At 74.4% G+C, this 25860-nt stretch carries 19 protein-coding genes; 9 read left to right on the plus strand and 10 right to left on the minus strand.

Annotated features, from left to right (window positions below; translation table 11 throughout):
* Positions 1-69 precede the first annotated feature (69 nt).
* A complete protein-coding gene (locus ACYVOM_RS22965) occupies positions 70-813 on the minus strand; it encodes an SDR family oxidoreductase (protein ID WP_460305525.1) in 744 nt (247 codons plus the stop codon).
* Positions 814-1032: 219 nt separating this feature from the next.
* On the opposite strand from ACYVOM_RS22965, the gene ACYVOM_RS22970 reads away from it, so the two are divergent.
* From ACYVOM_RS22970 to ACYVOM_RS22990, 5 genes are all read left to right on the plus strand, one after another.
* Complete coding sequence (locus tag ACYVOM_RS22970; protein ID WP_460305526.1) at positions 1033-2277, plus strand: low temperature requirement protein A; 1245 nt, start codon at positions 1033-1035, stop codon at positions 2275-2277.
* A gap of 83 nt (positions 2278-2360) precedes the next feature.
* Positions 2361-5249 (plus strand): helix-turn-helix transcriptional regulator, encoded by a 2889-nt coding sequence (locus ACYVOM_RS22975; protein ID WP_460305527.1) that lies wholly within the window; start codon positions 2361-2363, stop codon positions 5247-5249.
* Between the two features lie 225 nt (positions 5250-5474).
* Complete coding sequence (locus ACYVOM_RS22980) at positions 5475-6305, plus strand: alpha/beta fold hydrolase (protein ID WP_460305528.1); 831 nt, start codon at positions 5475-5477, stop codon at positions 6303-6305.
* A 28-nt stretch (positions 6306-6333) separates the two neighbouring features.
* Positions 6334-7140 (plus strand): alpha/beta fold hydrolase, encoded by an 807-nt coding sequence (locus ACYVOM_RS22985; protein ID WP_460305529.1) that lies wholly within the window; start codon positions 6334-6336, stop codon positions 7138-7140.
* Between the two features lie 108 nt (positions 7141-7248).
* Entirely contained in the window at positions 7249-7950 is a 702-nt protein-coding gene (locus ACYVOM_RS22990) for a sigma-70 family RNA polymerase sigma factor (protein WP_460305530.1), read from the plus strand.
* 236 nt (positions 7951-8186) lie between these two features.
* On the opposite strand, the gene ACYVOM_RS22995 is transcribed toward ACYVOM_RS22990, so the two are convergent.
* The 5 genes from ACYVOM_RS22995 to ACYVOM_RS23015 all read right to left on the minus strand — a co-directional run bounded on the left by ACYVOM_RS22995 (position 8187) and on the right by ACYVOM_RS23015 (position 12667).
* A complete protein-coding gene (locus ACYVOM_RS22995) occupies positions 8187-8768 on the minus strand; it encodes a VanZ family protein (RefSeq protein ID WP_460305531.1) in 582 nt (193 codons plus the stop codon).
* A 58-nt stretch (positions 8769-8826) separates the two neighbouring features.
* On the minus strand, positions 8827-9705 hold the full coding sequence (locus tag ACYVOM_RS23000) for an alpha/beta fold hydrolase (RefSeq protein WP_460305532.1): 879 nt from the start codon (positions 9703-9705) through the stop codon (positions 8827-8829).
* 63 nt (positions 9706-9768) lie between these two features.
* A complete protein-coding gene (locus tag ACYVOM_RS23005) occupies positions 9769-10221 on the minus strand; it encodes a winged helix-turn-helix domain-containing protein (RefSeq protein ID WP_460305533.1) in 453 nt (150 codons plus the stop codon).
* Between the two features lie 24 nt (positions 10222-10245).
* Positions 10246-11100: a helix-turn-helix transcriptional regulator gene (locus tag ACYVOM_RS23010; protein ID WP_460305534.1), complete on the minus strand. Its 855-nt coding sequence runs from the start codon at positions 11098-11100 to the stop codon at positions 10246-10248.
* A 103-nt stretch (positions 11101-11203) separates the two neighbouring features.
* Complete coding sequence (locus ACYVOM_RS23015; RefSeq protein WP_460305535.1) at positions 11204-12667, minus strand: aldehyde dehydrogenase family protein; 1464 nt, start codon at positions 12665-12667, stop codon at positions 11204-11206.
* A 160-nt stretch (positions 12668-12827) separates the two neighbouring features.
* Between ACYVOM_RS23015 and ACYVOM_RS23020 the strand changes: the two genes are divergently transcribed.
* Genes ACYVOM_RS23020 through ACYVOM_RS23035 form a run of 4 tightly spaced genes read left to right on the plus strand, consistent with a single transcriptional unit; the run spans position 12828 to position 17155 of the window.
* Positions 12828-14159, plus strand: coding sequence for an NAD(P)/FAD-dependent oxidoreductase (locus ACYVOM_RS23020; RefSeq protein ID WP_460305536.1), 1332 nt, complete (start codon positions 12828-12830; stop codon positions 14157-14159).
* 40 nt (positions 14160-14199) lie between these two features.
* On the plus strand, positions 14200-14649 hold the full coding sequence (locus ACYVOM_RS23025) for a cupin domain-containing protein (protein WP_460305537.1): 450 nt from the start codon (positions 14200-14202) through the stop codon (positions 14647-14649).
* The gene (locus ACYVOM_RS23030) at positions 14646-15395 is read left to right on the plus strand and encodes an SDR family oxidoreductase (protein ID WP_460305538.1); all 750 of its coding nucleotides are present in this window, start codon (positions 14646-14648) and stop codon (positions 15393-15395) included. The genes ACYVOM_RS23025 and ACYVOM_RS23030 overlap by 4 nt, the downstream gene beginning before the upstream one ends.
* Positions 15396-15421: 26 nt before the next feature.
* On the plus strand, positions 15422-17155 hold the full coding sequence (locus ACYVOM_RS23035; RefSeq protein WP_460305539.1) for an L-aspartate oxidase: 1734 nt from the start codon (positions 15422-15424) through the stop codon (positions 17153-17155).
* A 59-nt stretch (positions 17156-17214) separates the two neighbouring features.
* Here the strand turns inward: ACYVOM_RS23035 and ACYVOM_RS23040 are convergent, their stop codons facing one another.
* The 4 genes from ACYVOM_RS23040 to ACYVOM_RS23055 all read right to left on the minus strand — a co-directional run bounded on the left by ACYVOM_RS23040 (position 17215) and on the right by ACYVOM_RS23055 (position 25668).
* Positions 17215-18702: a glycoside hydrolase family 5 protein gene (locus ACYVOM_RS23040; protein ID WP_460305540.1), complete on the minus strand. Its 1488-nt coding sequence runs from the start codon at positions 18700-18702 to the stop codon at positions 17215-17217.
* Positions 18703-18802: 100 nt separating this feature from the next.
* Entirely contained in the window at positions 18803-21547 is a 2745-nt protein-coding gene (locus ACYVOM_RS23045; RefSeq protein WP_460305541.1) for a helix-turn-helix transcriptional regulator, read from the minus strand.
* Between the two features lie 918 nt (positions 21548-22465).
* Positions 22466-25249, minus strand: a complete 2784-nt coding sequence (locus ACYVOM_RS23050; RefSeq protein ID WP_460305542.1) for a helix-turn-helix transcriptional regulator — start codon at positions 25247-25249, stop codon at positions 22466-22468.
* A 161-nt stretch (positions 25250-25410) separates the two neighbouring features.
* Entirely contained in the window at positions 25411-25668 is a 258-nt protein-coding gene (locus ACYVOM_RS23055; RefSeq protein WP_460305543.1) for a helix-turn-helix domain-containing protein, read from the minus strand.
* Positions 25669-25860 lie beyond the last annotated feature (192 nt).

Genomic DNA, 25860 nt, shown 5'->3' on the forward strand with positions numbered 1-25860 from the left:
CGGCGGCGTTGATGCGCGCCAGGCATTCCGCCGCGTCCCCTGCTCAAAGGGGCACCGGGGTGCCCTGGGTCAGGCGGTCTTGAGCCAGTCCTTGTAGGTGATCTGACCGAGGATCGCGCCGTCGCCGGGGACGAGATCCAGCTCGGTGAGCTCGGCGCCGAAGTAGGGCGCGTGCGGGTCGGCGACGACCTCGCGCGGGTCGCCCCAGGCGCCGAGCGCCTTACGGAAGAACTCGTCCATCTGGTAGCGCGTCGGGCCGGCGATCTCGATCGCGCCGTTCAGCGGAGTGCCGACCGCGGTACGGCCGACGGTCTGAGCCACCTCGTCGCCCGCGATGGGCTGGAACGCCACCGGGGCGATGTGCACTTCGTTGCCCGTCGTGGCGCCGTCGGCGATCCGCTGGCCGAACTCGAAGAACTGGGTGGCGTGCACGATCGAGAAGGGGATCCCCGACTCCTTGATCAGGTTCTCCTGGGCGATCTTCGCCGCGAAGTAGCCGATGTCGGGACGCCGTGAGGTGCCCACGACCGAGAGCGCGACGTGGTGGCCGACCCCCGCCTCCTTCTCCGCGGCCAGCAGGTTGCGGGTGGAGGTGGTGAAGAACTCCAGCACGGCCGCGTCCTCGAACGACGGCGAGTTGGAGACGTCGATGACGGTGTCGGTGCCCTTCAGGACCTCGGCGAGGCCCTCACCGGTGAGCGTGTTCACGCCGGTGTTCGGAGCCGCGGCGACGGCCTCGTGTCCGTGTTCGCCGAGCTTCTTGACCAGCTTCGAGCCGATCAGGCCGGTGCCGCCGATGATCACGATCCTCATGTGAGGCCCTTCTGTCCGCCGGGGCTTCTTCGTCGCCCGGTCGACAGCTATGACCGGGCACTGCGCACGGCTGTGACAGGTCGGCCGAAAATCCGCGTCCCGTTCGTGCGCATCCCTGCGAATCCATGCGGATCCGCGGCGGATGTCACAGGAGCGAGCGCCGCCTTGTCTTCACGGCATACGGGGTCCGCCGGGACCCCGCGGACAGAAGGAGCGACCATGCCCCCGGCAGGCGCCGAGTACCGGATCCGGGTGCGGATGACCGCGCGCGCCATCGACGAGCCGCACCGCACCTCAAGCCAGCTGGAACTCCTCTTCGACCTCACGTTCGTGGTCGCGGTGGCGGCGGTCACCGTCCAGTTGGCCCACCAAGTGGCCGAAGGCCATGCCCTGAGCGGGATCGTCCCGTTCCTGCAGGTTTTCTTCGCCGTGTGGTGGGCGTGGATGAACTTCACCTGGTTCGCCTCGTCGTACGACACCGACGACGCCGCCTACCGGCTGCTGACGATGGTGCAGATGGGCGGCGTGCTGGTCCTCGCCGCGGGCGTGCCCGCCGCGTCCGACCGCGGCGACTACCTGCTCATCACGGTCGGGTACCTCATCATGCGCCTCGCCCTCTTCGCGCAGTGGCTGCGGGCCGCCGCCGAGCATCCGGCGAGCCGCCGCACCGCGCTGCGCTACGCCGCGGGCATCGGGCTGCTGGAGGTCGGCTGGCTCCTGCGGCTCCTGCTGGCCGAGACCGGCCTCCTGCCGTCGGGGGCGCAGCTCCCGGCGTTCGCGCTGCTCGCCGCCCTGGAACTCGCCGTGCCCTGGTGGGCCGAGCGGACGAAGGCGACGACCTGGCATCCGCACCACATCGCCGAGCGCTACGGGCTGTTCACCATGATCCTCTTCGGGGAGAGCGTGCTGGCCGCGTCCAACGGCGTCCGGTCGGCGCTCGAAGCCGCCCACGTCAGCGGGACGCTCGTGGTCATGGGGGTGTCCGGGCTCATCCTGCTGTTCGCGCTGTGGTGGCTGTACTCGCTGCTGCCTTCCGGACACGGGCTGAGCACGCACAGGCAGGGCTCCTACCTGTGGGGCTACGGGCACTACGGGGTCTTCGCGGCCCTCGCGGCGCTCGGCGCGGGCCTGGAGGTCGCGGTCGAGCAGACCGGGCACGACCTCGCGGCCTCGCCCCTCGCGATCGGGTACGCCGTGGCCGTCCCGACCGCCGTGTTCGTCGCGCTGCTGTGGCTGGCCCACCTGCCGATCCTGGCCGACCGGGTCCTGCACCCCGCCGTCGTGCTGGGCGGCGTCGCGGCGGTCCTGCTGCTGCCGCTGGCTGCGCCGGGCGCGGGGCTCGCGTTCGTCGTCGCGGGACTCGCGGCCGTCGCGGTCCTGATGGTCCTGCTCACCATGCCCGCCGTGTCCCGGTTCTGCTTCGGCGACGGACCGGTCGGCCGCGGCACGGACGGACGTTCGTGAGCGCTTCCGTGCCGAGTCGTCGGCGGGGCGAAAGGGCGGGGCGGCACGGGGCCGTCCCGGCGGAGGGAAGAAGGGAAGGCCGCATGCGGTCGGTGGAGGAAGGGTCTCCGTGGGAGCCTGCGTTCCGAGGGCGCGACGCCGAGGTCGCCGACCTCGACGGGCTGATCTCGCGGCTGTGCGAAGGGCACGGAGGCGTCGTCGTGGTCGAGGGCGCGCCGGGCGTCGGCAAGAGCCGCCTCGCCCGGGAGGCACGGACGCTCGCCGAGGCCTCCGGAGCGCGCGTCCTCAGCGGGGCGGGCGAACGCGACCACCAGATCGTCCCGTTCGGAGCGCTGCTCCAGGCGCTGGTGTCCGACGGGCGGCCGGTGGTCGACGCGGGCGTCCTGCGCACCCTGTCCGAGGCGGCCGACCAGCGATTCTGGCTGTTCCGGGCGGTGCAGGACCAGATCGGGCGCGCGGCGCTGGACCTGCCGCTGCTCATCGTCGTCGACGACCTCCAGTGGTGCGACGCCGGCACGCTCCTCGCGCTGCGCACCCTTCCCGAACGGCTGTCCGCGCAGCCGATCCTCTGGCTCGTCACCGTCCGGACCGGCTCGGCGGACCCCGACCTGCGGGCCACCCTCACCCGGCTCACCGGCGGAGGCGCCCGCACGGTGCGCCTCATGCCGCTGCCCGACGACGCGATCGCGCTGATCGCCCGCGACCTGCTCGGCGCCGAACCCGACGCGGACCTGCTCGCCCTGCTCCGGCAGGCCGGAGGCCGCCCGCTCCAGGTCACCGAGACCGTGCGGGGGCTCGTCGGCGAAGGCGCCGTCACCCGGACGGACGCCGTCGCGCACCTCAGCGGACGGCACTCGCCCATCCATTCCTACGGCTCCGCGCAGCGGTTCCTCGGGCATCTCTCGCCGCTCGCCCGCGAGGTGCTCCAGCTCGCCGCGGTGCTCGGCCGCGAACTGGAGGCCGACCGGCTCGCCGACCTCAGCGGGCGCGGCATCGCCGAGGTGGTCGCGGCGCTCCAGGAGGCGGTCGACGCCGACGTCGTCCGGCCCACGGACCCGCTCTCCTTCCGCGACGACATGGTCCGCGAGGCCGTCCGGGAGACCGTGCCCGTCTCGCTGCGCAGGGCGCTGCGCAAGCAGGCCGCCGAACTCGGCCTCGCGCGGGGAGCGTCCCTCGGGCAGGTGGCCATGGCCATGGCCCGCACCGCCGAGCCCGGCGACGCCGACGCCGCCGCGCTGCTCCGCCGAGCACTCGGCGAACTCGCCGAAGGGGACCCCGAGGCCGCCGTGCCGATCGCCTTGCAGGCCGTGGCGCTCGCGTGCGAGGGGTCGGCGGAACGCGCCGAGGCCGTCGCGGACGCCCTTCCCCTGCTCGCCCGGACCGGACGCGGCGGCGAGGGCCTCGCCCTGGCGGATTCCGTGCTGGGAGAGACCGGTTTGGACGGGAACGGCTTGGAAGAGGTGGTTTTGGGCGGGGCGCTGCCTGCGGAGGTCGAGGCGCGGGTCCGGCTCGGCGCGGCGAGCGCGGCGCTGCGGGGCTCGCCCTGCGCGGCGCTGCGGCACAGCCGGGCGGGCGCCGCGCTCGCCGGCGCGCCGCAGGAGCTGCGGTCGCCGCTCGCCGCGCTCCACTGCCTCGCGACGGTGCTGACCGGCGACCTCGCCGCCGCCGAACGCCTCCTCGCCGCGTCCGCTGACGACGCCACCGTGCCGGGATCCGGGCGGCCCGACGCGCCCGCGCCGCGGCTGCGGGTGGTGCGGGCTCGGGACGACGGCGCGGAGTCGGCGCTGCTGCGGACCGCCGCCTCGCTCGTCCGGGCGTCGCAGGGGGACTTCCGGACCGCCGAAGGGCTCGCCGCGGAGGCCGTCGAGGCGGCGGCCGGGGCTGCGGACGGGACCGCGCTGTTCGTCGCGCCGGTCTGGAGCGCGGCGCTGAACGGGGCCATGGGCGCGGTCGAGGACGGGCTGCGGGAAGCCGAGGAGGGCGTCGCGGCCGGCCGGCGGCCGGGGCACGCGCACGGGCTCGGGCTGTGGCTCGCCGTGCGGGCGCGGCTGCTCCTCGCCGCAGGACGGCCCACTGAGGCGCGGGAGGCCGCCGAATCCGCGCTCGCGGAGGCCGAAGGGTCAGGCGCTGGCGAAGCCGTCGTCTTGGAGAGCCTCGCCGTGCTCGGGCGGGTCGCGGTGCTGATGGGCGACCGCGCGGAGGTGAAGCGCGCGGTCGCCCCGCTGCGCGCGAACGAGGGGCCCCTGCGCCGGGCGGCGCTGCGGGCCGCCGCGTGCCTCTCCGACGCCGACGCGGCCTGCGCGCTCCTCGACGAGGCCGACGCTGCGGCAGGGCCCCCGACCGCGCTGGGCTTCCCGGCGTACCCCGCGGACGACCCGGCTCTCGTGCGGACCGCGCTGGCCGGAGGCCGGACCGATCGGGCCGCCGCCGTCACGGCCGAGGCCGAGCGCAGGGCCGGACTCAACCCCGGCGTCCCCTTCTTCGCGGCGATCGCCGCGCACGCGCGCGGGCTCCTCGACGGGGACGCCGCGGCCGTGCTGCGGGCCGTCGCCGTCTTCGACACGACCGGTTGCCCGCCCTCCCTCGCCGCCGCCCTGGAGGACGCCGGAGGGCTGCTCCTCGAATCCGACCGGGCCGAGGCGGTCCAGCAGCTCACCCGTGCCGAGGCCTGCTACGCCGGGGCGGGCGCCGAAGCCGAGGCCGCGCGGGTCCGGCGGCGGCTCAGCGCCGCGGGGCACCGGCGGCGCAAACGCCGCCGCGCGGAACGGGGCTGGGCCGCGCTCACCCCGGCCGAGCGGCGGGTCCTCGCCCTCGTCGCCGAAGGCGCCACCAACCGGCAGGCCGCCGAACGGCTGTTCCTGTCCCCCGCGACCGTCGGCACCCATGTCATGCACATCTTCCACAAAATCGGCGTGAATTCCCGGGTCGAACTCGCCCGCGCCTATCTGGAGCGTGACGAGACCATCGACTGACCACTGAAGTCTGACGCCTGACGCATAAGGACCGGGACCATTCCGTCGGATGGTCCCGGCCTTTCGCATGCCCGCCGACCGCCGTTCCCGCAGGCCGCACAGGCTCTTCGAACCCCGCCGCGATATCTCATTCGTTCACGTCATGCCCTTTTCCGGAAGGCACGGGAAGGTGAGATCACAAGCCCGGGAGGTCCGGGTGGCGAACCCGGTCCCAAGGAGGCGGAAATGCCACATGTGAAAGTCGGCGAAGAGAACGGGAAGGCGATTCACCTCTTCTATGAGGACCACGGATCGGGGACCCCGGTGGTCCTCGTCCACGGATTCCCGCTGAGCGGGGTCGCCTGGGAGAAGCAGACGACGGCGCTGCTGGCCGAAGGACACCGCGTCATCACCTATGACCGGCGCGGATTCGGCAAGTCCGACCAGCCCTCCACCGGCTACGACTACGACACGTTCGCCGCCGACCTCAACGTCCTCATGGAGGCGCTCGATCTGCGCGGCAGCGTCCTGGTCGGGAACTGCATGGGCACCGGCGAAGTCGCCCGCTACATCGGCTTCTACAGCTCGGAGCGGGTCGCCAAGGCCGTCATGATCGCGCCGCTGCCGCCCTGCCTCGGCTGGGACGACGACAACCCCGAAGGCATCGACTGGTCGATCTTCGCCGACATGCGCAAGGAGATCCGGGCCGACCGGTTCGCGTTCCTCAAGGGCTTCCTCGAAGAGTCCTTCAACGCCGACGTCCTCGGCGGCACCCGCATCGGCTTCGACGCGCTGCGGGCGTTCTTCGCCATCGCCGCCACGGCCGGCGCCACCGCCACCCACGACAGCGTCGCCGCCTGGACCGCCGACTTCCGCGACGACCTCGCGAAGTTCGACATCCCCGTCCTGGTCGTCCAAGGCGACGAGGACCGCATCCTGCCGATCGCGGTCACCGGCGACCGGCTCAAGGGCCACCTCCGCGACCTGCGCTACGAGGTCGTCGAAGGCGGGCCGCACGCCATCTGCTGGACCCACGCCGAGGAGGTCAACGCCACCCTCCTCGACTTCCTGCGCTGACCGCACCCACACGAGAAAAGGAAACCTCATGAGCTCCTCCCGCCACTCCGCGCGGCGCTTCGCCGGGATCATCACCGGCCTCGCGCTGACCGCGACGTCCCTGACGTTCTCGGGCGCGCCCGCCACCGCCGGCCCCAAGGCCGCCAAGCCGACCATCCTGCTCGTGCACGGCTCCTTCGCCGACTCCTCCGGCTGGAGCGGCGTCATCGAACGCCTCCAGAAGGACGGCTACACCGCCCTCGCCGTCGCCAACCCGCTGCGCGGGCTCGCCTCCGACGCCGCCTACCTCGACTCCGTCATCGACGGGATCGACGGCCCCGTGGTCCTCGTCGGCCACTCCTACGCGGGCTCCGTCATCACCGAGACCGCGCCCGACCCCGACGTGAAGTCGCTCGTCTACGTCTCGGCCTTCCTCCCGGAAGAGGGCGAGACCGCCTTCGGCATCGCCGGGCTCTTCCCCGGCAGCAAGATCACCCCCGAGGCCATCCGGACCGTCCCGCTGCCCACGGGCGGCGACGACGTCTACCTCCGCACCGACTCCTTCGGCTCGGTCTTCGGGCCCGGCGTCTCCGGCTCGACCCTCCGGGTCCTCGCCGCCACCCAGCGCCCCATCGCCTACGGCGCGCTGACCGAGCCCGCCACCGCCGATCCCGCCTGGCGGCGGGTGCCGTCCTGGGTCGTCGTCTCCAAGACCGACCAGGCGATCCCGGCGGCGGCCCAGCGCTTCATGGCCGCCCGCGCCGGAGCCCGCCCGGTCGAGCTCGACGCCTCGCACTCGGCGTTTCTGACCCGTCCGGGCGCCGTCGCCGACGTCATCGAGAAGGCCGCGCGCTGATCCGTGCCCGATGACGCGCCCGCTCGTCCCCGGCTCGGGGGCGGGGACGAGCGGGCTCCCCGCGGCCGGGACGGCCGCCACCTCAGCGAGAGACCTCCAGAAAGGGCAGTGACCGTGGCGAACGCCGAACCGCGTAAGGAAGCCGCCGGACCCGACGATCTCCACGACGCCGTGCGGATCTTCGACGACCTCCGTCCGCGCCTCTTCGGCATCGCCTACCGGATGCTGGGCAGCGTCCACGAGGCCGAGGACATCGTGCAGGACGCCTGGCTGCGCTGGCAGACCTGCGACCGGGCCGCCGTCGCCAACCCGGCGGCCTTCCTCGCGACGGCCACGACCCGGCTGGCCATCAACACCGCCCAGTCGGCCCGGCTCCGCCGCGAGACCTACATCGGCCCCTGGCTGCCGGAGCCCGTCGACACCTCGGCCGACCCCCACCTGGGCGCCGAGCGCGCCGAGGCCCTGGAGACCGCCGTCCTCCTCATCCTGGAGCGCCTGTCCCCCAACGAACGCGCCGCCTACCTCCTGCGCGAAGCCTTCGACTACCCCTACGCCGACATCGCCGCCATCCTCCACCTCTCCGAACCCGCCACCCGCCAGCTCGTCAGCCGCGCCCGCAAGCGCCTGACGGCCCCGCCCCGCACCCCTCGCGCGACCCCCGACCCCCGCCCCCTCCTCTCGGCCTTCCGCACCGCCACCCGAACCGGCGACCTCACCCCCCTCGAATGCCTCCTCACCCCAGCCGCCCCCGTCACCGCCCTGCGCCCCGCGGCCCCCGGCAAACCCCCCGTCTCCGCCAAGGCGGCCTGACCCCGGCTGCACCGGACCCTCACAGCAGAATCCCGGATTCTTCGGGTCGGCTGACCGTCATGGACCCGTCCCCGTGGAACCGCCTGCCGCCGAAGGCACACGCCCGGATCGACCGGCACGTCCAGGCCGAGCAGCGATCCCAGGCGATCGCCGAGGTGCGGAACGCGCTCTCCCCCAACCCCGCCCCGCACGAGTGCCTCGCGCTCGTGGCGCCGACCACCTGCGGTGCGACCGCGTCAGCGGGCCGCGACCGTTGTGGCGGCAGACGTCGCGCCCGCGGCCGTGGTGCGCCACCAGGGGCGGGAGGCCAGGGCGGCGAAAGCGGCGCCGGAGGCGTTGAGGAGGATGTCGTCGATCGACGAGACACGGCCCAGCCCCAGGACGTACTGGGCGGTCTCGACCAGCAGTGACGACGCGGCGGCGAGGGCGAGGACGCGCGGGACGGAGGCCAGGGCGGGGAACCGGAGCGGGGCCAGCGCGCCCAGGGCGGCGAAGACCAGCAGGTTGCCGACGATCTGGACCGTCGCCGTGGCGGGCGCGGCGGCGAGGACGTCGAGGAGATCGCGCAGCGGGACCGGGCTCACCTGGCGCGGGACGTCGCCGCCGCCCGGCAACAGGATCATCCACACCCACGGCACGGTTCCGTAGACGACGCCGACCTCCGCGAGCGACCGCCGCCACACCGCCGGGACGCCCGCGGCGCGCCGGCGGCGGGCCAGGCCCCAGACCGCGAGCACCGCGACCGGCAGCCCGGCCGCCGTCAGCAGCACCACCCCGGTGATCGTGCCCGACCAGAAGTGCCACCCGTCGATCCGCATCCGCCCAGTGTCCCGGCCTCAGCCGTCAGCCGTCCATGCCCGGCCTTCGGGGACGGAGTCAGCGGGGATCGGCGGCCGTCGGGAGCAGGTGCGCGAGGATCTCCTCGGACCGGCCGACGATGGAGTGGGCGACGCCGGGGAGGAGGCGGACGTCGGCGTCGGGGAGGGTGTCGGCCAGGCGGCGGGCGGTCTCCCGGGAGTCGAGCATGGCGTCCCGCTCGCCCGCGATGACGAGGAGGGGGGCCTTCAGGGAGCGGAGGGATTCGTCGGGGAAGGTCGGGAGGGGGCCTTTGCGGGGAAGGAAGTGGGTGAAGGTGAGGGCCATGCCTTCGAGGAAGTCCTCCGCGCCGGCCATGTCGAGGCCCGCGACGACCTCGACGGTCTTGCGCTGACCCCACGCGCCGAAGGGCTTCAGCATGAGGGCCTTGAGGATCCATCCCCACTTCTGGCGGCCGATGCCGCCGGGGCACAGGAGGGCCAGGCGGGTGACGCGGCCGGGACGGCGGAGCGCGTAGTCGAGGGCCAGCCAGCCGCCCAGGGAGGCGCCGACGAGGGACGCCTGGGCGACTCCGAGGCCGTCGAGGACGTCGTCGAGCCAGCGGGCGTAGGCGTCGGAGTCCAGAGGCGGGCGGGCCGGGGCGCTCAGGCCGGGTTCGCCGATCATGTCTATCGCGTGGACGCGGAAGTGGTCGGCGAAGGCGGCGACGTCGCCGCTCCACATCGCGGTGTTCGTGCCGGAGCCGTGCAGGAGCAGGAGGGCTGGGGCGTCCGCGGGGCCTGAGGCCACCACGAAGGTCTCACCCGCGCGGGTCGGCACCCGCAGGTGCTCGCACGGGACGGGCCAGGCGCGCAGATCCGCGAGGTAGCGCCCGCGGACGGCCTCGCCGCCAGCCTCCGTCTTGTAGATACGCGTCGATCGATAGCACTCATCTTCCATAAACACACCTTAACGCACCTATTTGAGGGAACGATACGTATGTTTAGGTAATCTTGACGAGCATCAGGAGTGCCGGACGTAGCGTCCCTTCCCTGGGTGAGTGCGGATGAGGCCGGTGCCCTCCAGCGTCGCGAGGGCCTGCCGGGCCGTGCTGCGCGAGACGCGGTGCGCGGCCATCAGGGCGGATTCGCTGGGCAGCAGCGCCCCTGGTGGCAGCGTCCCGTCGAGGATCTGACGGTGCAGCGCGTCGGCTATGCGGCGGTAGGCCGGGGCAGGTGGCGCGGCGGGGTCGTCCGGGTGCCGGACGGTCCGGCCGGTCCCGGGCGTCACCACGACGAGCCCCGCCCGCTCCAGCAGGGAGAGCGCGCGCCGGACGGTGCCCCGGGTGACGCCGAACTCCGCGCGGAGCGCGGACTCGGAGGGGAGCTTCGCGCCGGGGGCGTAGACGCCGTCGGCGATGCGGAGGTTGAGTGCGTCGGCGATCTGGGAGTGGGAACCGGATGCGGGCGACGTCATGCGTCCTCCTGCGCGGATCGTGCGTCAGTGGTTCGTCAGGCGGGACGGCTCGGGGGCCTCGTCGTCGGAGAGGACGGACAGGAGGGCCAGGCGGCTTTCGGTGTCGGGCGAGGCCGGGGTGAAGACGGTGAGGAGGTGGGCGTGCGCCGGGTCGAGGAGGCTCTGGCCGTACAGCTCCATGGGCCCGACGACCGGGTGGTCGATCCGCTTGGCCGGGCAGTACGGCCCGACGACGGGCCGGTCCTCCCAGAGGGCGGCGAACTCCGGGCTCGCCGCGAGCAGCGCGTCGACGAGGGCCGCCGTCCGGGTGTCCTTGGGGTCGCGGGTCCTGGCGTCCAGGAGGTGGGCGACGAGGGTGCGACTGTGTCCGTCGCGCTCGGCGGCCGGGGTGAGGAGGCGTTCGGCGGGGTCGGTGAACCAGCGGTAGGCGAACGAGCGGGCGAGGCCGGTGTACCGGGTCTGGTCGCCCAGCAGCAGCCGGGACAGCCGGTTCTGCGCGAGGACCTCGCCGCGCTGGTCGGTGATCTGCGCGGGCGAGCCCTCCAGTTTCTCGAAGATGGAGAGGATGCCCGCGTCGACGGGCTCGGCCGCGCCGCGCACCGGCACGGCATGCCCGGCGAGCCGGAACATGTGGTCCTGCTCCTGCGGGGTGAGCCGCAGCGCTCGGGCGATCGACGCCAGCACCCCCTCCGACGGACGGGGCCCGCGCTGCTGCTCGATCCGGCTGTAGTAGTCGGTGGAGATGGCGGCGAGTTCGGCGACCTCTTCGCGGCGCAGCCCGCTCGCCCGGCGCTGCCTGCGGCGCGGCAGCCCTACGTCCTCGGGCTGCAGGGCCTCGCGCCTACTGCGCAGGAAGCCGGCGAGTTCGCCGCGGTCCATGCCGTATCCCTCCGAAGTGCCGTCCGGATCACGGACAACACCGACGATACGGCGTCTGTTCCGCGCCCGCCGGTCGTTCTCCGAATCGGCGGGCGCGCGGGGGTCAGCGGCTGATGGCCTTGGTCTCCAGGAACTCCGAGAGTCCCTCGTGGCCCAGTTCCCTGCCGTTGCCGGACTGCTTGTAGCCGCCGAACGGGGCGAGGAAGTTGATCGCGCCGTCGTTGACGTCGACCTGGCCGACCCGCAGCCGCCTGGCGACGGCCATGGCCTGCTCCTCTCCCCCGGTGACCGCCGCGTTCAGCCCGTAGATCGTGCTGTTGGCGATCTCGACCGCCTCGTCCTCGTCGGTGTAGGGGATGAGCATGAGGACCGGGCCGAAGATCTCCTCCTGGGCGATCACCGAGTACGGGTCGACGTTCGCGAAGATCGTCGGCTTGACGTAGGCGCCGGTGTCCAGCCCGTCGGGCCTGCCGGTTCCGCCGACGACGAGGGTCGCGCCGTCCGCGATGCCCTTCGCGATGTAGCCCTCGACGCGCTCGCGCTGGGTCTCCGACGCCAGGGGGCCGATGACCGTCGCCGGGTCGGTCGGGGCGCCGACCGTGTAGCCCTTGGCGGCCTCGCGGAGGATCTCCACCGCCTCGTCGTGCAGGTCGGCCGGGACGAGCATCCGCGACCACGCGCCGCAGGCCTGGCCGCCGTTGATCCAGGCGTAGGACAGGCCCCGCACGGCGGCCTCTGCGAGGTCGGCGTCCGGCAGGATGATGTGGGCCGCCTTGCCGCCGAGCTCCAGCGCGACGCGCTTGACGTTCCCGGCCGCCGCTGCCGTGATCCGCTTGCCGGCCGCGGTGGAGCCGGTGAAGGAGATCATGTCGATCTTCGGGTGCGCCGAGATCGCCTCGCCGACGACCGGGCCCGTCCCGTTGACGAGGTTGAGGACGCCGTCCGGCAGCCCCGCCTCGGTGGTGATCTCGGCGAAGACCCGGGCGCTCAGCGGCGCGACCTCCGACGGCTTCAGCACCACGGTGTTCCCGGCGAGCAGGGCCGGCACGACCTTCGTCACGAGCTGCTGGAGCGGGAAGTTCCACGGGGTGATCGCGCCGACGACCCCGATGGCCTCGCGCACGATCAGCGAGTTGGCTCGCTGCTCGGTCCACGGGAAGTCGGCGGCCGCGGTGATGCTCGCCTCGGTGGCGAGGACGGGCAGCGCCGCCTGGGCGTTGCGGGCGAGAGAGATGGGCGCGCCCATCTCGGCGCTGATGGTGGTGGCGATCTCCTCGGCGTGCGCCTTCATCCCGTCGGCGACCCGCTGGAGGACCGCGGCGCGCTCCTCGGGGGCGGTGGCCGACCAGGCGGGGAACGCGGCGCGCGCGGCCTCGACGGCGGCGTCGACGTCCGCGGCGGTGCCCTCGGGAATCTGCGCGACGACCTCACCGGTGGCCGGGTCGGTGACGTCGATCAGCGCGCCGGAGGCGGGGACCGCCTTGCCGTCGATCCAGTGGGACGGGGCGGGGAACCCCTTGGTCTTCGTGTCTGCGATCTTCGTGTCTGCGGTCTTTGTCTCTGTCATGAGTACATGTCACCTCGCGCGCACACCCTCTACCAGGGACGACATGTCCCGTGATCGCCGCCACACACCGAACCGCCCCGTTCAGGCTGATCGGTCACAAACCGCCCGGTCCACCGGTCTGAGTGGGTGACTCCGAGACGAACCGGGATGTGGGGGCGGAATGCAGACGATCGTGGTGGTGGGGGGCGGCTACGCGGGGTTCACCGCGGCCCGCAGGCTGGAGCGGCGCCTGCGCCCGGACGAGGCCCGGATCGTCCTCGTCGACTCCCGGCCCTACATGACGTACCAGCCGTTCCTGCCCGAGGTGATCGCCGGTTCGGTCGAGGCCCGGCACGCCGCGGTCTCGCACCGCGCCCATCTGCGCCGCACCGCGCTGGTCGCCGGGAGCGTCACCGCGATCGACCACGCGCGCAAGGCGGTCTCCGTGCGTCCCGCGCTGGGCCCCGAGTTCGACCTGTCCTATGACGTCGTCGTCGTCACCGCGGGCGCCGTGACGCGCACCCTTCCCGTGCCGGGGATCGCCGAGCAGGCGATCGGCCTCAAGCACGTCGAGGAGGCCGTGGCGATCCGGGACCGGCTGCTCACCGCGTTCGACGAGGCCGCGCGGCTCCCGCAGGGCTCGCCCCTGCGGGAGCGGCTGCTCACCGTGACGTTCGTGGGCGGCGGCTTCACCGGCGTCGAGGGCTTCGGCGAGCTGCTGTCGCTGGCGGCGTCACTGGTCCGGCGCTACCCCGAACTCGACGCGACCGAGCCGAGCTTCCGGCTCATCGAGGCGAGCGACCGGATCCTGCCCGAGGTGACCGACGGGCCCGGCGCATGGGTGGTGCGCGAGCTGGAGCGGCGGGGCGGGTGTGTCCACCTCGGCACCCGGGTCGTCTCGGCGGAGGACGGCCATGTGGTCCTTTCGACGGGCGAGCAGTTCGACTCCGAGCTGATCGTCTGGACGGCGGGCAACGCCGCGACCCCGCTCGTGCACCGGCACACCGATCTGCCGATCGACTCGCGCGGGCTGCTCACCGTGCGGGCCGACCTGCGCGTGGGCACCGGCCTCGCGCCCGTGCCCGACGCCTGGGCCGCCGGGGACGACGCCGCGATCCCCGACCTCGCCCGCCCGGGGGCGAGCACCGTGCCCAACGCCCAGCACGCGGTCCGGCAGGGCAGGCTGCTCGCCGACAACCTCGTCGCCCACCTGCGCGGCCTCCAGACCCGGCCCTACCTGCACCGCAGCCTCGGCGCGATCGCGACGCTGGGCCTCGGCCGGGGCGTCTTCCAGTACCGGCGTCTCCTGATCCGGGGCCTGCTCGCCTGGCTCATGCACCGCGGCTACCACGTCCTGGCGATCCCTACCTGGGAGCGCAAGGTCCGCGTCGCCGTCGTCTGGCTGACGGCCGCCTTGTTCGGCCGCGACATCGTCTCGCTTGCCTCGGTCCAGCATCCGCGCGCCGCGTTCGTCTCCGAGGCCGAACGCACCCCAGAGCGCACCACGTCCTGATCCGCCGCATCCCGCCGCATCTCTCCGAAGGGAACCCACCATGACCGAACCGAACGCCCGACCGCGGTCGGAAGCCTGGAAGACGGCGCTGACCGTGCTCCAGGAGGCACGACCCCCCGCAGTCCCCGACGCGCCCGACGTGATGACGGTGCTCATCGAGTACCCGCCCGGCGACCCCGGGACGCCCCCGCACCGCCACCCGGGACCTGCCTTCGGGTACGTGCTGGAAGGCGAGATGCGGCTCGAACTGCAAGGGGAGCCGGTCCGCGTCGTCAAGGCGGGGGAGGCGTTCTGGGAGCCCGGCGGCCCCGTCATCCACTTCCAGGACGGCAACAACCGCGAGGACGTCCCGCTGCGCTTCCTGGTCACCATGCTGTGCGCGCCGGGCCGGCCGATGCTCACGCTGGTCGAGGAGTCCGAGCTGGCCGAGCTGGCCTGGTCGGCCGCGTCGGCGCCTCCGTCCGCGCGCGGCGAAGGGCGGGACGCATGAGGGTCGCGGTCATCGGGGGCACCGGGATCATCGGCGCCAAGGTGGTGGACCGGCTGCGCGCGCACGGGCACGAGACGGTGACCGTCTCCCCCGGGCCCGGCGTGGACCCGATCACCGGGAAGGGGCTGCCCGACGCGCTCGCGGGGGCGCGCGTCGTCGTCGACGTCATCGGCTTCCCCTGCACCGAGGACGACGAGGTGCTGGACCTCCTCAGCGCCTCCACGCGGAACGTCCTCGCGGCGGAGGAGGCCGCGGGGGTGGGCCACCACGTCGCCCTGTCGATGGTCGGCGTCGGGCGGCTGCCCGGCGGCGGCTGGTTCCGGGCCAAGGTGGCGCAGGAGGACCTCGTCCGCCGCAGTGCCGTGCCGCACTCGATCGTGCGGGCCACCCAGTTCTTCGAGTCCGCGCCGGACGTCGCCGACGCCGCCACCGAGGGCCGCACCGTGCGGGTCGCGCCCGTGCCGTGCCAGCCGGTGGCGGCCGACGACGTCGCGGCGGAGCTGTGCCGGACCGTCGAAGGCGACCCGCTGGACGAGCCCGTCGAGGTGGCCGGGCCCGAGCGGTTCCGGCTCGACCAGCTCGTCGCCCGGGCGCTGAACGCGCGCGACGATCCCCGGCTCGTCGTCACCGACCCGTACGCCACCTACCTGGGCGCGGCGGCGCGCGGCCGGGGCCTCATCCCCGACGCCGCACGCGCCCGCATCGCCCCGACCCGGTTCGAGAGCTGGCTCCGGCTTCCGCGCTGAAACCCCCTGACCGAAGGAGAGAGACCATGAACGTTTCCGAGCGGCGGCTGTCCACCCCCGTCCTGGTGATCGGCACCGGCGGCGCGGGCCTGCGCGCGTCGATCGAGCTGGCCGAGCGCGGCATCGGCGTGCTCGCCGTCGGCAAACGGCCCAGAACCGACGCGCACACGACGCTCGCCGCGGGCGGCATCAACGCGGCGCTCGGCACGATGGACCCTGAGGACAGCTGGCTTCAGCACGCGGCCGACACGATCAAGGAGAGCTACCTGCTGGCCCATCCCGACGTCGTGCGGATCGTCACCGAGAACGCCGCGCGCGGCATCGACGACCTCGTCCGATACGGGATGCCGTTCGCGCGCGAGGCCGACGGACGGCTCTCGCAGCGGTTCTTCGGCGCGCACACCTGGCGGCGCACCGCGTTCAGCGGCGACTACACCGGTCTGGAGATCCAGCGGACCCTGATCCACCGGGCCACCGAACTCGCCGTCCCGATCCTCGACACCGTCTACATCACCCGGCTGCTCGTGCGCGACGACGTCGTGTTCGGCGCGTACGGCTTCGACCTGAACGACGGCACCCGCTACGTCATCCACGCCGACGCGGTGATCCTCGCGACCGGCGGGCACACCCGGATCTGGCGGCGGACCTCCTCACGGCGGGACGAGAACACCGGCGACACGTTCCGGCTCGCCGTCCTCGCCGGGGCCCGCGTCCGCGACGCCGAACTCGTCCAGTTCCACCCGTCCGGGCTGATCGAGCCGGAGGAGGCGGCGGGCACGCTCGTCTCGGAGGCCGCGCGCGGCGAGGGCGGGCACCTGCTCAACGCCCGGGGCGAGCGGTTCATGCGGCGGTACGACCCCGAGCGCATGGAGCTGTCCACGCGGGACCGGGTGGCGCTGGCCGCCTTCACCGAGATCCGGGAGGGGCGCGGGACGGCGAAGGGCGGGGTCTGGCTCGACGTGTCCCACCTGCCCCGCGAGACGATCATGGAGCGGCTGCCGCGCGTCCACCAGACGCTGCTGGAGCTGCAGATGCTCGACATCACCGAGAAGCCGATCGAGATCGCGCCGACCGCGCACTACTCGATGGGCGGCGTCTGGGTCCGTCCGGAGGACCACGGCACGGGTGTCGAGGGCCTCTACGCGATCGGTGAGGCGGCCAGCGGCCTGCACGGCGCGAACCGGCTGGGCGGCAACTCCCTCATCGAACTGCTCGTGTACGGGCGGATCACGGGTCAGGCGGCGGCCGAGTACTCGGCCTCCCTGCCGGCGCAGCAGCGGTCGGCGTGGGCGGTCGAGGAGGCGCGGCGCGAGGTCGACGAGCTCCTGGCCAGCGACGGGCGGGAGAACGTCCGGGTCCTCCAGCGCGGGATCCGCGACATCATGACCGAGCACGCGGGCGTCGTCCGCGACGAGACCGGCCTGCTGAAGGGCCTCGCCGAACTCGACGCCGTCGAGGACCGGTTCGGCTCCCTCGGCGTCCACCCCGACATCGCCGGCTACCAGGACCTCGCGCACGCCTTCGACCTCAAGGGCACCGCCTTGGCCGCCCGCGCCACCTTGGAGGCCGCCCTGGAGCGCCGCGAGACCCGCGGCTGCCACAACCGCGCCGATCATCCGGCACTCGACCCGTCACTGCGCGTGAACCTGGTGTGGGCGGGCCCCGGCAAGATCGAACACGAGGCGATCCCCCCGGTCCCCGCCGAGATCGCCGCCCTCATGCGCGACGTCGACCCCAGCGCCGACCACCTCGTCGAGTAGCGCTTCCGGACTCCGGAGGCGTGCGGCCGCCCGTGCCCCGGCCGCACGCCTCCGGGAACTCAAGCGATCTTCAGCGTGTATCTCTCGGTGGCGCAGGCGGTGAGACGGTAGCCGCCTTCGATCTCGGTGAGGTGGAGGTCGGTGATGTTCTCGGCGGCGGTGATCTCGGGACGGGCCGGGTACCAGGCCTCCAGGAGGCAGGAGCCGGTCTTGTGGAGGCCGGAGAGCTCGGTGGGGGTGGTCTTCAGGGCGGTGCCGGGGAGGGCGCGGGCGTAGGCGCGCGCCAGGGAGGCGGCGCGGTCGGGGGCGACGCCCAGGGGGGCGCCGGAGGGGCAGTCGATGCGGAAGAGGTTGTTCTGTGGGCGGTGGGTGTTGCCGTCGCGGACGGCGTGGGGATCGCCGCAGGCCTGCTTCCACGACCACCAGGCGCCCCCGATGTGGCGGGAGTCCAGGGCGGTCATGAAGCGCTCGACCTTCGGGGCCTCCGTCGCCGGGTCGCCGAACCAGCCCCACTCGCCCGTCCAGAGGGCCGCGCCGAGGAACGCGGCCGAGAGGTCGGCGAGGGCGAAGCCCGTCTCGATCGACGGGAAGGACGGCGCGACGGTGATGGACTCGGCGTACAGGTGCGGGGAGAACACCGCTAGCGGGTCGGCGACGGACGCGCGGGGAGGCAGCGCGTCCAGGCCGAAGCCCGACCAGACGACGGACGGCTCGAAGATGACCAGGTGGGGGAAGCCGCCCGCTTCGGCGGCGCGGATCTCGTCGATGGTGCGCCGGTAGTAGGCGCCGATCTGGCGGGCCGCGGCGACCGGGGTGCGCAGGCCCGGGTTCGGCTCGTTCATGAGGTCGTAGCCCGCGACGGCCGGGTCGTCGCGGAACTCGGCGGCCAGCCTGCCCCAGGTGCGCACGAGATGGGTCTGGACGCCGTCGGTGTCGTTCCAGAAGTGCTGGAACGCCCTGGCGACGGCCGGTGACACCTCCCGGACGAGCACCGTGCACGTCGACCAGCCGTCGGTGCGGGTCGCCCACTGCGGGGCCCCGTCCCAGCCGATGCCCCGGGTGGTCCCGGACGGGCACGTCTCGCCCTGCGGCGTCCCGACCGTCTTGCCCCAGGCGTCCTGATGCATGTCGAGCACGGTGTAGAGGCCGTGGTCGGCGGCGTCGGCGACGGCCTGCCTGATCCGGGCCACATAGGCCTGGTCGAACGCGCCCGGGGTAGGCTCCAGCGCCGACCAGGCGAGGTTCAGCCGCACCACGTCGAAGCCCAGCGCGGCGATGCCCGCGAAGTCCGTCCGGTCGAGCGGCGCGACCGTGGGCAGGTCCTGGCCGTTGGCCGCGTAGTCGTTCAACTGGTTGACGTTGACGCCGCGCAGCAGCACGGTCCGTCCCGTCACGTCCTTGATGACACGGTTCTCGACGGTCAGCCTCGGCAGCGTCCAGCCGCCGTCGGCCTCCGCAGGCGCGGACACAGCCGCGTCCGCGGGCGCGGACGTCCACAGGGCCGACAGGACCATCACACCCGTCGCGAACAGAGCCCGCAGTGCCATGTCACCTCTACCGTCGCAGGGCCGGGGGCCGCTCATTGTGCCGCGCGTCACAGCGTGCGGGAAGGGCCCTGTCCCCTGTCGGCCGGTGCCCGCGGACCCGTCAGGGCACGTCGGCGAGCTGGTGGCGGGAGGTGACACCGAGCTTCGCGAACACCTTGCGCAGGTGGTACTCGACCGTGCGCGGGCTGACGTACAGGCGCGCGGCGATCTCCTTGTTGGTCAGGCCGGTGCGGGCGAGGCGCGCGATCTGGGACTCCTGCGGGGTGAGCTCGGCGGTCGTCTCGGCGTCGCGCTTGCGGGCCGTCTCGCCGGTGGCGAGCAGCTCGCGCTCGGTCCGCGCCGCGAAGGCCCGCATGCCGATCTCGGTGAACATCTCGAAGGCGGTGCGGAGCTGGTCGCGCGCCTCGATCCGGCGGCGCTCGCGGCGCAGCCACTCGCCGTACAGCAGGTGCGCGCGGGCGAGGTCGGGCCGCATCCCGGTACGGCCCAGCCGCTCGACCGCCTCGCGGTAGAGCCGGTCGGCCTCGTCGCCCTCGGCAAGCAGCGCCCGGCAGCGCGCCTCAAGGCCGAGTCCCCAGTCCGCGTCGCCCGCCCGCGCGGCGCCGGCGAACCGCTCCAGCACCTCGGCCGCCAGTTCGGTGCGGCCGGTGCGCACGGCGGCCTCGATGACCTCCAGCGGCGCCCAGAGGACCCCGCTGCCGCCGGGCGCCCGTTCGTGCAGGGTGGGGAGCACGGACTCCAGCGCCTCGTCGTACCGGCCGAGGCCGTTGTAGAGGACGGAGCGCACCCAGCGGCAGATGTCCAGCGTCCGGCCCCCGCCGCGGACCGCGCTCTCCTTGGCGATGGCCTCCGCGATGCGCTCGGTCTCGATCTCGTCGCCCCGCCACGCGGCGAGGCCGAGGTCCCCTCCGGTCTGCACCATGGCGCCCGAGGTGGTCCACACGTCGGCGGCGATCGCGAGCGCCTTCGCCTCCTCGTTCAGCGCCTCGGCGTCGGCGAGGTCGCCCTCGAACAGGCGCTGCATCGTGGTGATGCTGAGGATGAGCGGCAGCAGCGCGAACGCGCCCGCGCCGCGGACCAGCCGCAGGTAGTACTCCGGCAGGTCGTGGCACCGCTCGGAGTCCCACAGCGCCATGGCGAAGAAGTTGATCGGCCAGGCCCACCTGAGCCGCTCACCGGTGCCGGTGCCGTCGCCCATGAGGACCGCCATGCCGCTGCGCAGCGCGGGTCCGGCGGCCTCCACGCCCTTGGCGTACACCAGGGAGAGCCCGTCGAGGATCAGGTCCGTCGCGCGGGGTTCCCCGCGCGCGGGGGGCGCGGCGTGAGCTGCCTCGGCGACGGCGGCGATGTCCGGCCACGCGGGCAGGACGCCGATCGCCGCGAGCAGCGCCTGGAGGTAGGCGTCGCGGGCCGGCTCGACGTCGAGCGCCTCCAGTTGCTCGGCGGCCTTCAGCAGGATCGCCGAGGCCGAGCTGCCCCGGTTGGACGTCATGGCGATCTCGGCGCGCAGGATGTCGACCTTGGCGCGGCGCAGCGGGTCCGGAGGGCCTGCCTCGGCCGCCGCCAGCAGGGCCAGTGCGGGCTCCGGGGCGCCGGCCATGAGCTTGGCCCGGGCCGCGTCCAGCGCGCGGTCGGCGCGGTCGCCCGGATCGGGGGTGAGCCCCACCGCCCGCTCGCGGAACGCCGCGGCGGCGACCAGCCCGCCACGGGACATGGCGCGCCCGGCCGAGCGCTCCAGCTCCGCGGCGATGTCCTCGTCGGGGTGCGCGGCGCTCTGCGCCCGGTGCCAGGCCCGCCGGTCGGGGTCGGTCCCGGCGTCGGTCGCCTCCGCCAGCGCCCGGTGCGCCTCCCGGCGCTCCATCGGAGCCGCCGCGTTGTAGACCGCGGAGCGGACGAGGGGGTGGCGGAACCGCACCCGGTCGCCGAAGTCGATGAGCTCGTCGGCCGCGTCGACGGCCGCGGTGTCGACGCCGAGCACCGCCGCGGCGCGCCACAGCAGGATCGGGTCGCCGAGCGGCTCGGCGGCGGCCAGCAGCAGCGTCTTGCGGGTGTCGGCGGGCAGGTCCATCAGCCGCCGCTGGAACCCGTCCTCCAGGCGGCCGGACAGGGACCGGCCGGTCGAGGCGGCCACGAACCCGCCCGCGGGCGCGGCTTTCGGCAGCTCCAGCAGGGCGAGGGGGTTGCCGCGCGACTCGAAGACGATCCTGTCGCGGACCTCCTCGTCCAGCGGTCCGGGGACCACCCGGCGCACGAGCGCGCGGGCCTCGGCGTCCTTGAGCCCGCCGACCTCCAGCACGGGCAGGCCGGGCAGCGCGTGGTCGTCGCCGGACTCGCGGACGGCGAAGACGCAGGCGACGCTCTCGGCCATGAGGCGGCGGGCGACGAACATCAGGACCTGCGCCGAGGCCCGGTCGAGCCACTGGGCGTCGTCGATCACGCAGACGAGGGGGCGCTCCTCGGCCGCGGCGGCCAGCAGGTTGAGCACGGCGAGGCTGATGAGGAACGGATCGGGCGCGGGCCCGGAACGCATCCCGAACGCGGTGCCGAGCGCGTCGTGCTGCGGCTCCGGCAGGGTGTCGAGGAGGCCGAGCATCGACACGCAGAGCTGGTGGACGGCGGAGAAGGCCAGCTCCATCTCGGACTGGACGCCGGTGGCCGTGACGACCCGGCAGCCCTCCGCCCGGGCGACGAGATGGTCGAGCAGCGCCGACTTGCCGACGCCTGCCTCGCCGCGCAGCACCAGGACCCGGCTCTCACCGCCGCGGACGTCCGCCAGCAGGACGTCCAGCGCCTCGCATTCGACCGCCCGCCCCAGCAGCTCCCCCGACCGCCCCGCACCGGACATCGCAGATCCCCCGCCACTTCACCCGTCGTCGATCACACCGTGACCGCTTTCATCCAATGCAATATCTCATCCGAACCCCCAGCTCAGCGACCCTGCGCTCAAAGTTCATGCGTTCCGCCGCGAACCACCCGGCACCGCCGCGAACCGCCCGAAGGCGGTCCCGCAGCTCAGCGCGTCGGAAGATCAGCATGTGAGAAGACGGGGCGGCAGAGCGGATCAGAGGTCGTCGACGATCGAGCGGGCGGGAGCAGCCCATTGAGGATCTCCGCCTGCTGGAGCGGAAGGCCGCCCAGGAGCCTGGCGCGTGTCCGCGCGGGCGTCATGCCGACGATGGAGCGGTTCGGAGAAGGTGCGGGCCGCCGCCACGGGGCAGAAGGCGGCGCGGCCCCGCTCAGGTCGGCGGCGGGACGGGAGGTCGCCTTGAGGGTGCGGGTGTCGGGGATCGGCGCATGTCGCGGGCGGTGCTCGACTGGCCGCGACCGTCCCATGCGCGTTCGCCGGCCCGGCAGGCGGCCTGCGGCGGCTCCGCGCGGTGCCCGGCGTGCGCGGCTTCGGGGTGGGGCGCGTGCTCGTCTACCGGGAAGGGATCCTCACGCGATGATGTCCACGGGCGTCACCCAGCGGGGCGTCCGTCGTCGTGCGCTCTCTGCTCGTCGCAGGCCCGCATGGCGTCTTCCACGGGACGTCCGGTGGGAGGCGGGCCTCTTCAAGTGGCGGTGCTCGTCGCCGCCCTCACGCTGCCGGTCGGGAGACGCCGACCCGGTCCGCGCGCCCCGGGCGCCGTTGCCTCGGGGCACGCGTTCCTCGACCGGGGCGCGGTCCTCGCGCGGGGTTCCCCGGTGCCGCGGGGGGACCGCGCCCGCAGGAACCATGGTGGCCTCGGGAGCGGAAGCCGGCATCGCGTGAAGGGATGAGCTTTCACGCGGCCTCGTGCCCCAGGACGTGGCGGGCCAGGTCGACGCGCGAGGTGATGTTCCACTTGGTGAAGATGTGGCGGAGGTGCGAGCCGACGGTGTGCGGCGAGAGGAAGAGCCGCTCGGCCACCTGCCGGTTGGTGGCCCCCTGCGCGACGAGGAGAGCCACCTTGAGTTCGGCGGGGGTGAGGCCCCAGCGGGTCTCGTCCGCGGTGTCCCGCGCGGCCCGGCGGACGCCCAGCGCGCGCAGGCGGCGGCGCACGCGGGCGGCGTCCCGGCCCGCCCCGCACTCCTCGTAGAGGTCGAGCGCGGTGTCCAGCAGCTCCCGCGCGCCGGGGTCGCCCTGCGCGCCGAGGACGCGGCCCGCGTCTTCGGCGGCCGAGGCCCGGACGAGGGGGCGTTCGGCGTCGCCGAGCAGCGCGGCGGCGCGCCGGAGCAGGTCGGGATCGTCGGTGAGGAGGCCCCGCGCGTGATCGGCGACACCGCGCAGGAAGGGGATCTCGGCGTCGAGGTCCGCGGCCCGGGCGGCGGCCTCGGCGGCGAGACCGGGCAGCCCGGCGCGCAGCGCGAGGCGGGTCAGCACGACGAGATCGGCGGGATCGGGTGTCATGCCGGGGGCGCCGCAGCCCTCCCATGCGCGCTGGATCAGCTCGGCCACGCGCGCGGTGTCGCCCGCGGCGTCGGCGGCGAGGGCGGCGAGCCAGGCGCCGGTGCGGCGGACCGCGGGGGCCTCGGCGGCCGCCATCCGCGCGCCGTCGGCGGCGCAGCGGCGGACGCCCTCCTCGTCTCCCGCGTGGACCGCGGCCCTGTCGAGCGCGTACCGGGCGGTGGTGTCGGCGAAGTCGCCCGAGCCCAGGTCCCCGGCGGCGGCGAGGGCCGCGTCGGCCTCGGCGCGCGCGGTGTCGAGCCGGCCCGCGTCCAGCAGGACCCGAGCCCGGCTCATCGACCACAGGGCCTCGGCGGCGCGGTGCCCCGCCTCGCGGGCCGCGCGGACGCCTCCGTCGGCCTCCCGCAGGGCCTCCTCGATCCGTCCGGAGGCGGTGAGGGTGAAGGCCCGTCCGCAGTCCTCAAGGGCCCGGGGCGTGCGCGCGCGGGCGACACGGGCTTCGGCCTCGTCCTGGAACGCGAGGGCGCGGCCCGGGTTCAGCCGGGAGAGCTCGGCTCTGGCGCGAGCGGCGAGCGCCGTCGCCCCGGCGGTGTCATCGGCGTCCTGCGCGACCCGGCCCGCCGCGGCGATGGACCGGGCGGCGTCCCCGGCCCGGGACAGGTGCAGCGCCTCGGCGGCCACGAGGCGGGCGCGCAGCTCTGCGGGGACGCCCGGCAGCCCGAGCCCGAGCCGGCACTGGCGGACCGCCTCGGCGGAGGAGGCGTGGCCCACCAGGCGTGCCATCACCCACCGCAGGCGGGCTTCGGCCTCGGGCGCGAGGAAGCCCCCGAGCGCGTCCTCGGCCTTGGCCCTCGCCTCGGCGTACTGCCCGTCGCGCCAAAGCAGCTCGACGGTCTCGGCGATGATCTCGGCCGTGTCCGTTCCGTCCTGCGGGGCCAGCTCCCACGCCCTGCGGCTCAACGCCGCCGCCCGCGCGGGCTCGGTCGCGGCGAGATCCGCCGCGGCCTCGCGCAGCAGCGCCACGGCCCGGTGGTCGCCGCGCGCCGCGGTCTCGGCCAGCTCCCCGGCGACGTCGACGGCCCGGCCGCCGTGCGCCAGCCTGACGTCCACGGCCTGCCGCCGCAGGCACCGGCGCAGCGCGGCGGGCAGAGTCGCGGCGATCGCCTGCCGGACGAGGTCGTGCCGGAAGCCGAGCAGGCCGCCCGCCCCGACGAGGAACCCCGCGCCGACCGCCTCGCCGGCGACCGCCGCGGCCTCCTCTGCGGGCACCCCGGTGAGCCCGGCCAGCTCCGCGACGGTCACGGGCCGGTCGAGCACCGCGACCACCTGGAGGCACTGGCGGGCCGACGCCGACATCTGGTCGAGGCGGCCGCGGACGAGGACGCGGAGCCTGCGCGGGACCGCGTCCCCGCCGGTCGCGGCGACCCCGTCCCGCACGGTGATCCGGCCCTCCTCCGCGAGGCCCGCGAGCAGTTCGACGATCAGGCGCGGCGCACCCTGGGCCCGTCCCGCCGCGCGCAGCACCGCGGGGCCCGGCTCGGCCCGGAGCACGTCGCCGGCCAGCGCCGCGACCGCCGCGTCGGCCAGCGGCCCAAGGACGATCCGGTGCCCGCCCGTCGCCGGGCAGCCGCCGGGGTGCGCCGACAGGATCCACAGGATCGGCGCGTCGGCCAGGTCGGCGAGGAGCGCGGGCAAAGCGGCCCGCGTGGCGGGATCGCACCACTGCACGTCGTCGAGGCAGATCGCCAGGGGCCCCCGCGCCGCGCCGCGCGCGAGCCGGGCGCGGACCTCCCGCAGCGTCCAGGACCGCAACTCGTCCGCGGGCACGTCGCGGGGCGCCGAGGCGTCCAGGAGCGGGGCCGGGCCCGAGCACAGGGCCTCCAGCAGCGGGCCGAACGGCACGGGAAGCCTGCCGAGCGCGGCCGATCCGCGCAGGCAGGGCAGCCCCGCCGCGTCGGCGAGCGCCTGGACCTCGGTGAGCAGCCGCGTCCTGCCCGCGCCGGGCGGGCCCTCGACCACGACGACCCCGCCCCGCCCCTGGGCGAGGGCGGTGAGCCGCTCGGCCAGCAGCGCCGCCTCGGCCTCCCGGCCGCGCAGCGGCAGCCCGGTCCCGCCGCCGGACACCGCCTGGACGCGCCTTCTGCCGACCTGCCGCTTGCGCGTCATCTCCTTGACCGGCATGGCCCCTCCGTTCGTCCCGCCGGCGAACGTCCCGCCGGTCACCGCTCACTGTGGCCGTGCGGGTGCTCCCGTCGCATCAGGGAAGGACCGGGTCGGTGTCCCTAGGGACGGGCCGCAGAAGGCGACCGGGGATGCCCGGTGCACTGGGCATCCGGCGGGCGTCACTCGCGGGCGCGGCGGACGTTCCGGGCCGGGAGCGGCTCGATCAGGTCGTCCATGGCGCACCCGAGGACGTGCAGCAGGGCCATCAGGGTGCGCAGGCTCAGCCGCTCGGGCTTGTCCACGACCAGGCGGTACACCTGGCTGGGCGACAGCTCGACCCCGCGTTCGGCCAGCAGGGGGCGCAGTTCCGTCGTGGAGTGCATGCCGCGGTCGGCCATGACCTCCCGTAGGTGCCACGCGTAATCCAACTCGACCATGCCCGTCCGTCCCCTTCCGTCTCCGCCCGCCCGGGCAGACGTCCGAAGACCCGGGGGTGGGCGTGCCCGGACCAGGGTGCTGCCCTGGGCGCCGCGTTCGCATCCGTGACGTCCCTAGCCGAGTGCCCATGACATGCGGAAACGACCGGTGGTCCCGGCCCGCGTGACCGCCTCCGGCCGGGTGCGGGCGCC

It is taken from the genome of Actinocorallia aurea (genome assembly GCF_054783995.1).

Bases quoted from the DNA above. Each gene is read 5' to 3' on its own strand.
- ACYVOM_RS22965 (WP_460305525.1), bottom strand. From the start codon at position 813: ATGAGGATCGTGATCATCGGCGGCACCGGCCTGATCGGCTCGAAGCTG.
- ACYVOM_RS22970 (WP_460305526.1), top strand. From the start codon at position 1,033: ATGCCCCCGGCAGGCGCCGAGTACCGGATCCGGGTGCGGATGACCGCG.
- ACYVOM_RS22975 (WP_460305527.1), top strand. From the start codon at position 2,361: ATGCGGTCGGTGGAGGAAGGGTCTCCGTGGGAGCCTGCGTTCCGAGGG.
- ACYVOM_RS22980 (WP_460305528.1), top strand. From the start codon at position 5,475: ATGCCACATGTGAAAGTCGGCGAAGAGAACGGGAAGGCGATTCACCTC.
- ACYVOM_RS22985 (WP_460305529.1), top strand. From the start codon at position 6,334: ATGAGCTCCTCCCGCCACTCCGCGCGGCGCTTCGCCGGGATCATCACC.
- ACYVOM_RS22995 (WP_460305531.1), bottom strand. From the start codon at position 8,768: ATGCGGATCGACGGGTGGCACTTCTGGTCGGGCACGATCACCGGGGTG.
- ACYVOM_RS23000 (WP_460305532.1), bottom strand. From the start codon at position 9,705: ATGGAAGATGAGTGCTATCGATCGACGCGTATCTACAAGACGGAGGCT.
- ACYVOM_RS23005 (WP_460305533.1), bottom strand. From the start codon at position 10,221: ATGACGTCGCCCGCATCCGGTTCCCACTCCCAGATCGCCGACGCACTC.
- ACYVOM_RS23010 (WP_460305534.1), bottom strand. From the start codon at position 11,100: ATGGACCGCGGCGAACTCGCCGGCTTCCTGCGCAGTAGGCGCGAGGCC.
- ACYVOM_RS23015 (WP_460305535.1), bottom strand. From the start codon at position 12,667: ATGACAGAGACAAAGACCGCAGACACGAAGATCGCAGACACGAAGACC.
- ACYVOM_RS23020 (WP_460305536.1), top strand. From the start codon at position 12,828: ATGCAGACGATCGTGGTGGTGGGGGGCGGCTACGCGGGGTTCACCGCG.
- ACYVOM_RS23025 (WP_460305537.1), top strand. From the start codon at position 14,200: ATGACCGAACCGAACGCCCGACCGCGGTCGGAAGCCTGGAAGACGGCG.
- ACYVOM_RS23030 (WP_460305538.1), top strand. From the start codon at position 14,646: ATGAGGGTCGCGGTCATCGGGGGCACCGGGATCATCGGCGCCAAGGTG.
- ACYVOM_RS23035 (WP_460305539.1), top strand. From the start codon at position 15,422: ATGAACGTTTCCGAGCGGCGGCTGTCCACCCCCGTCCTGGTGATCGGC.
- ACYVOM_RS23040 (WP_460305540.1), bottom strand. From the start codon at position 18,702: ATGGCACTGCGGGCTCTGTTCGCGACGGGTGTGATGGTCCTGTCGGCC.
- ACYVOM_RS23045 (WP_460305541.1), bottom strand. From the start codon at position 21,547: ATGTCCGGTGCGGGGCGGTCGGGGGAGCTGCTGGGGCGGGCGGTCGAA.
- ACYVOM_RS23050 (WP_460305542.1), bottom strand. From the start codon at position 25,249: ATGCCGGTCAAGGAGATGACGCGCAAGCGGCAGGTCGGCAGAAGGCGC.
- ACYVOM_RS23055 (WP_460305543.1), bottom strand. From the start codon at position 25,668: ATGGTCGAGTTGGATTACGCGTGGCACCTACGGGAGGTCATGGCCGAC.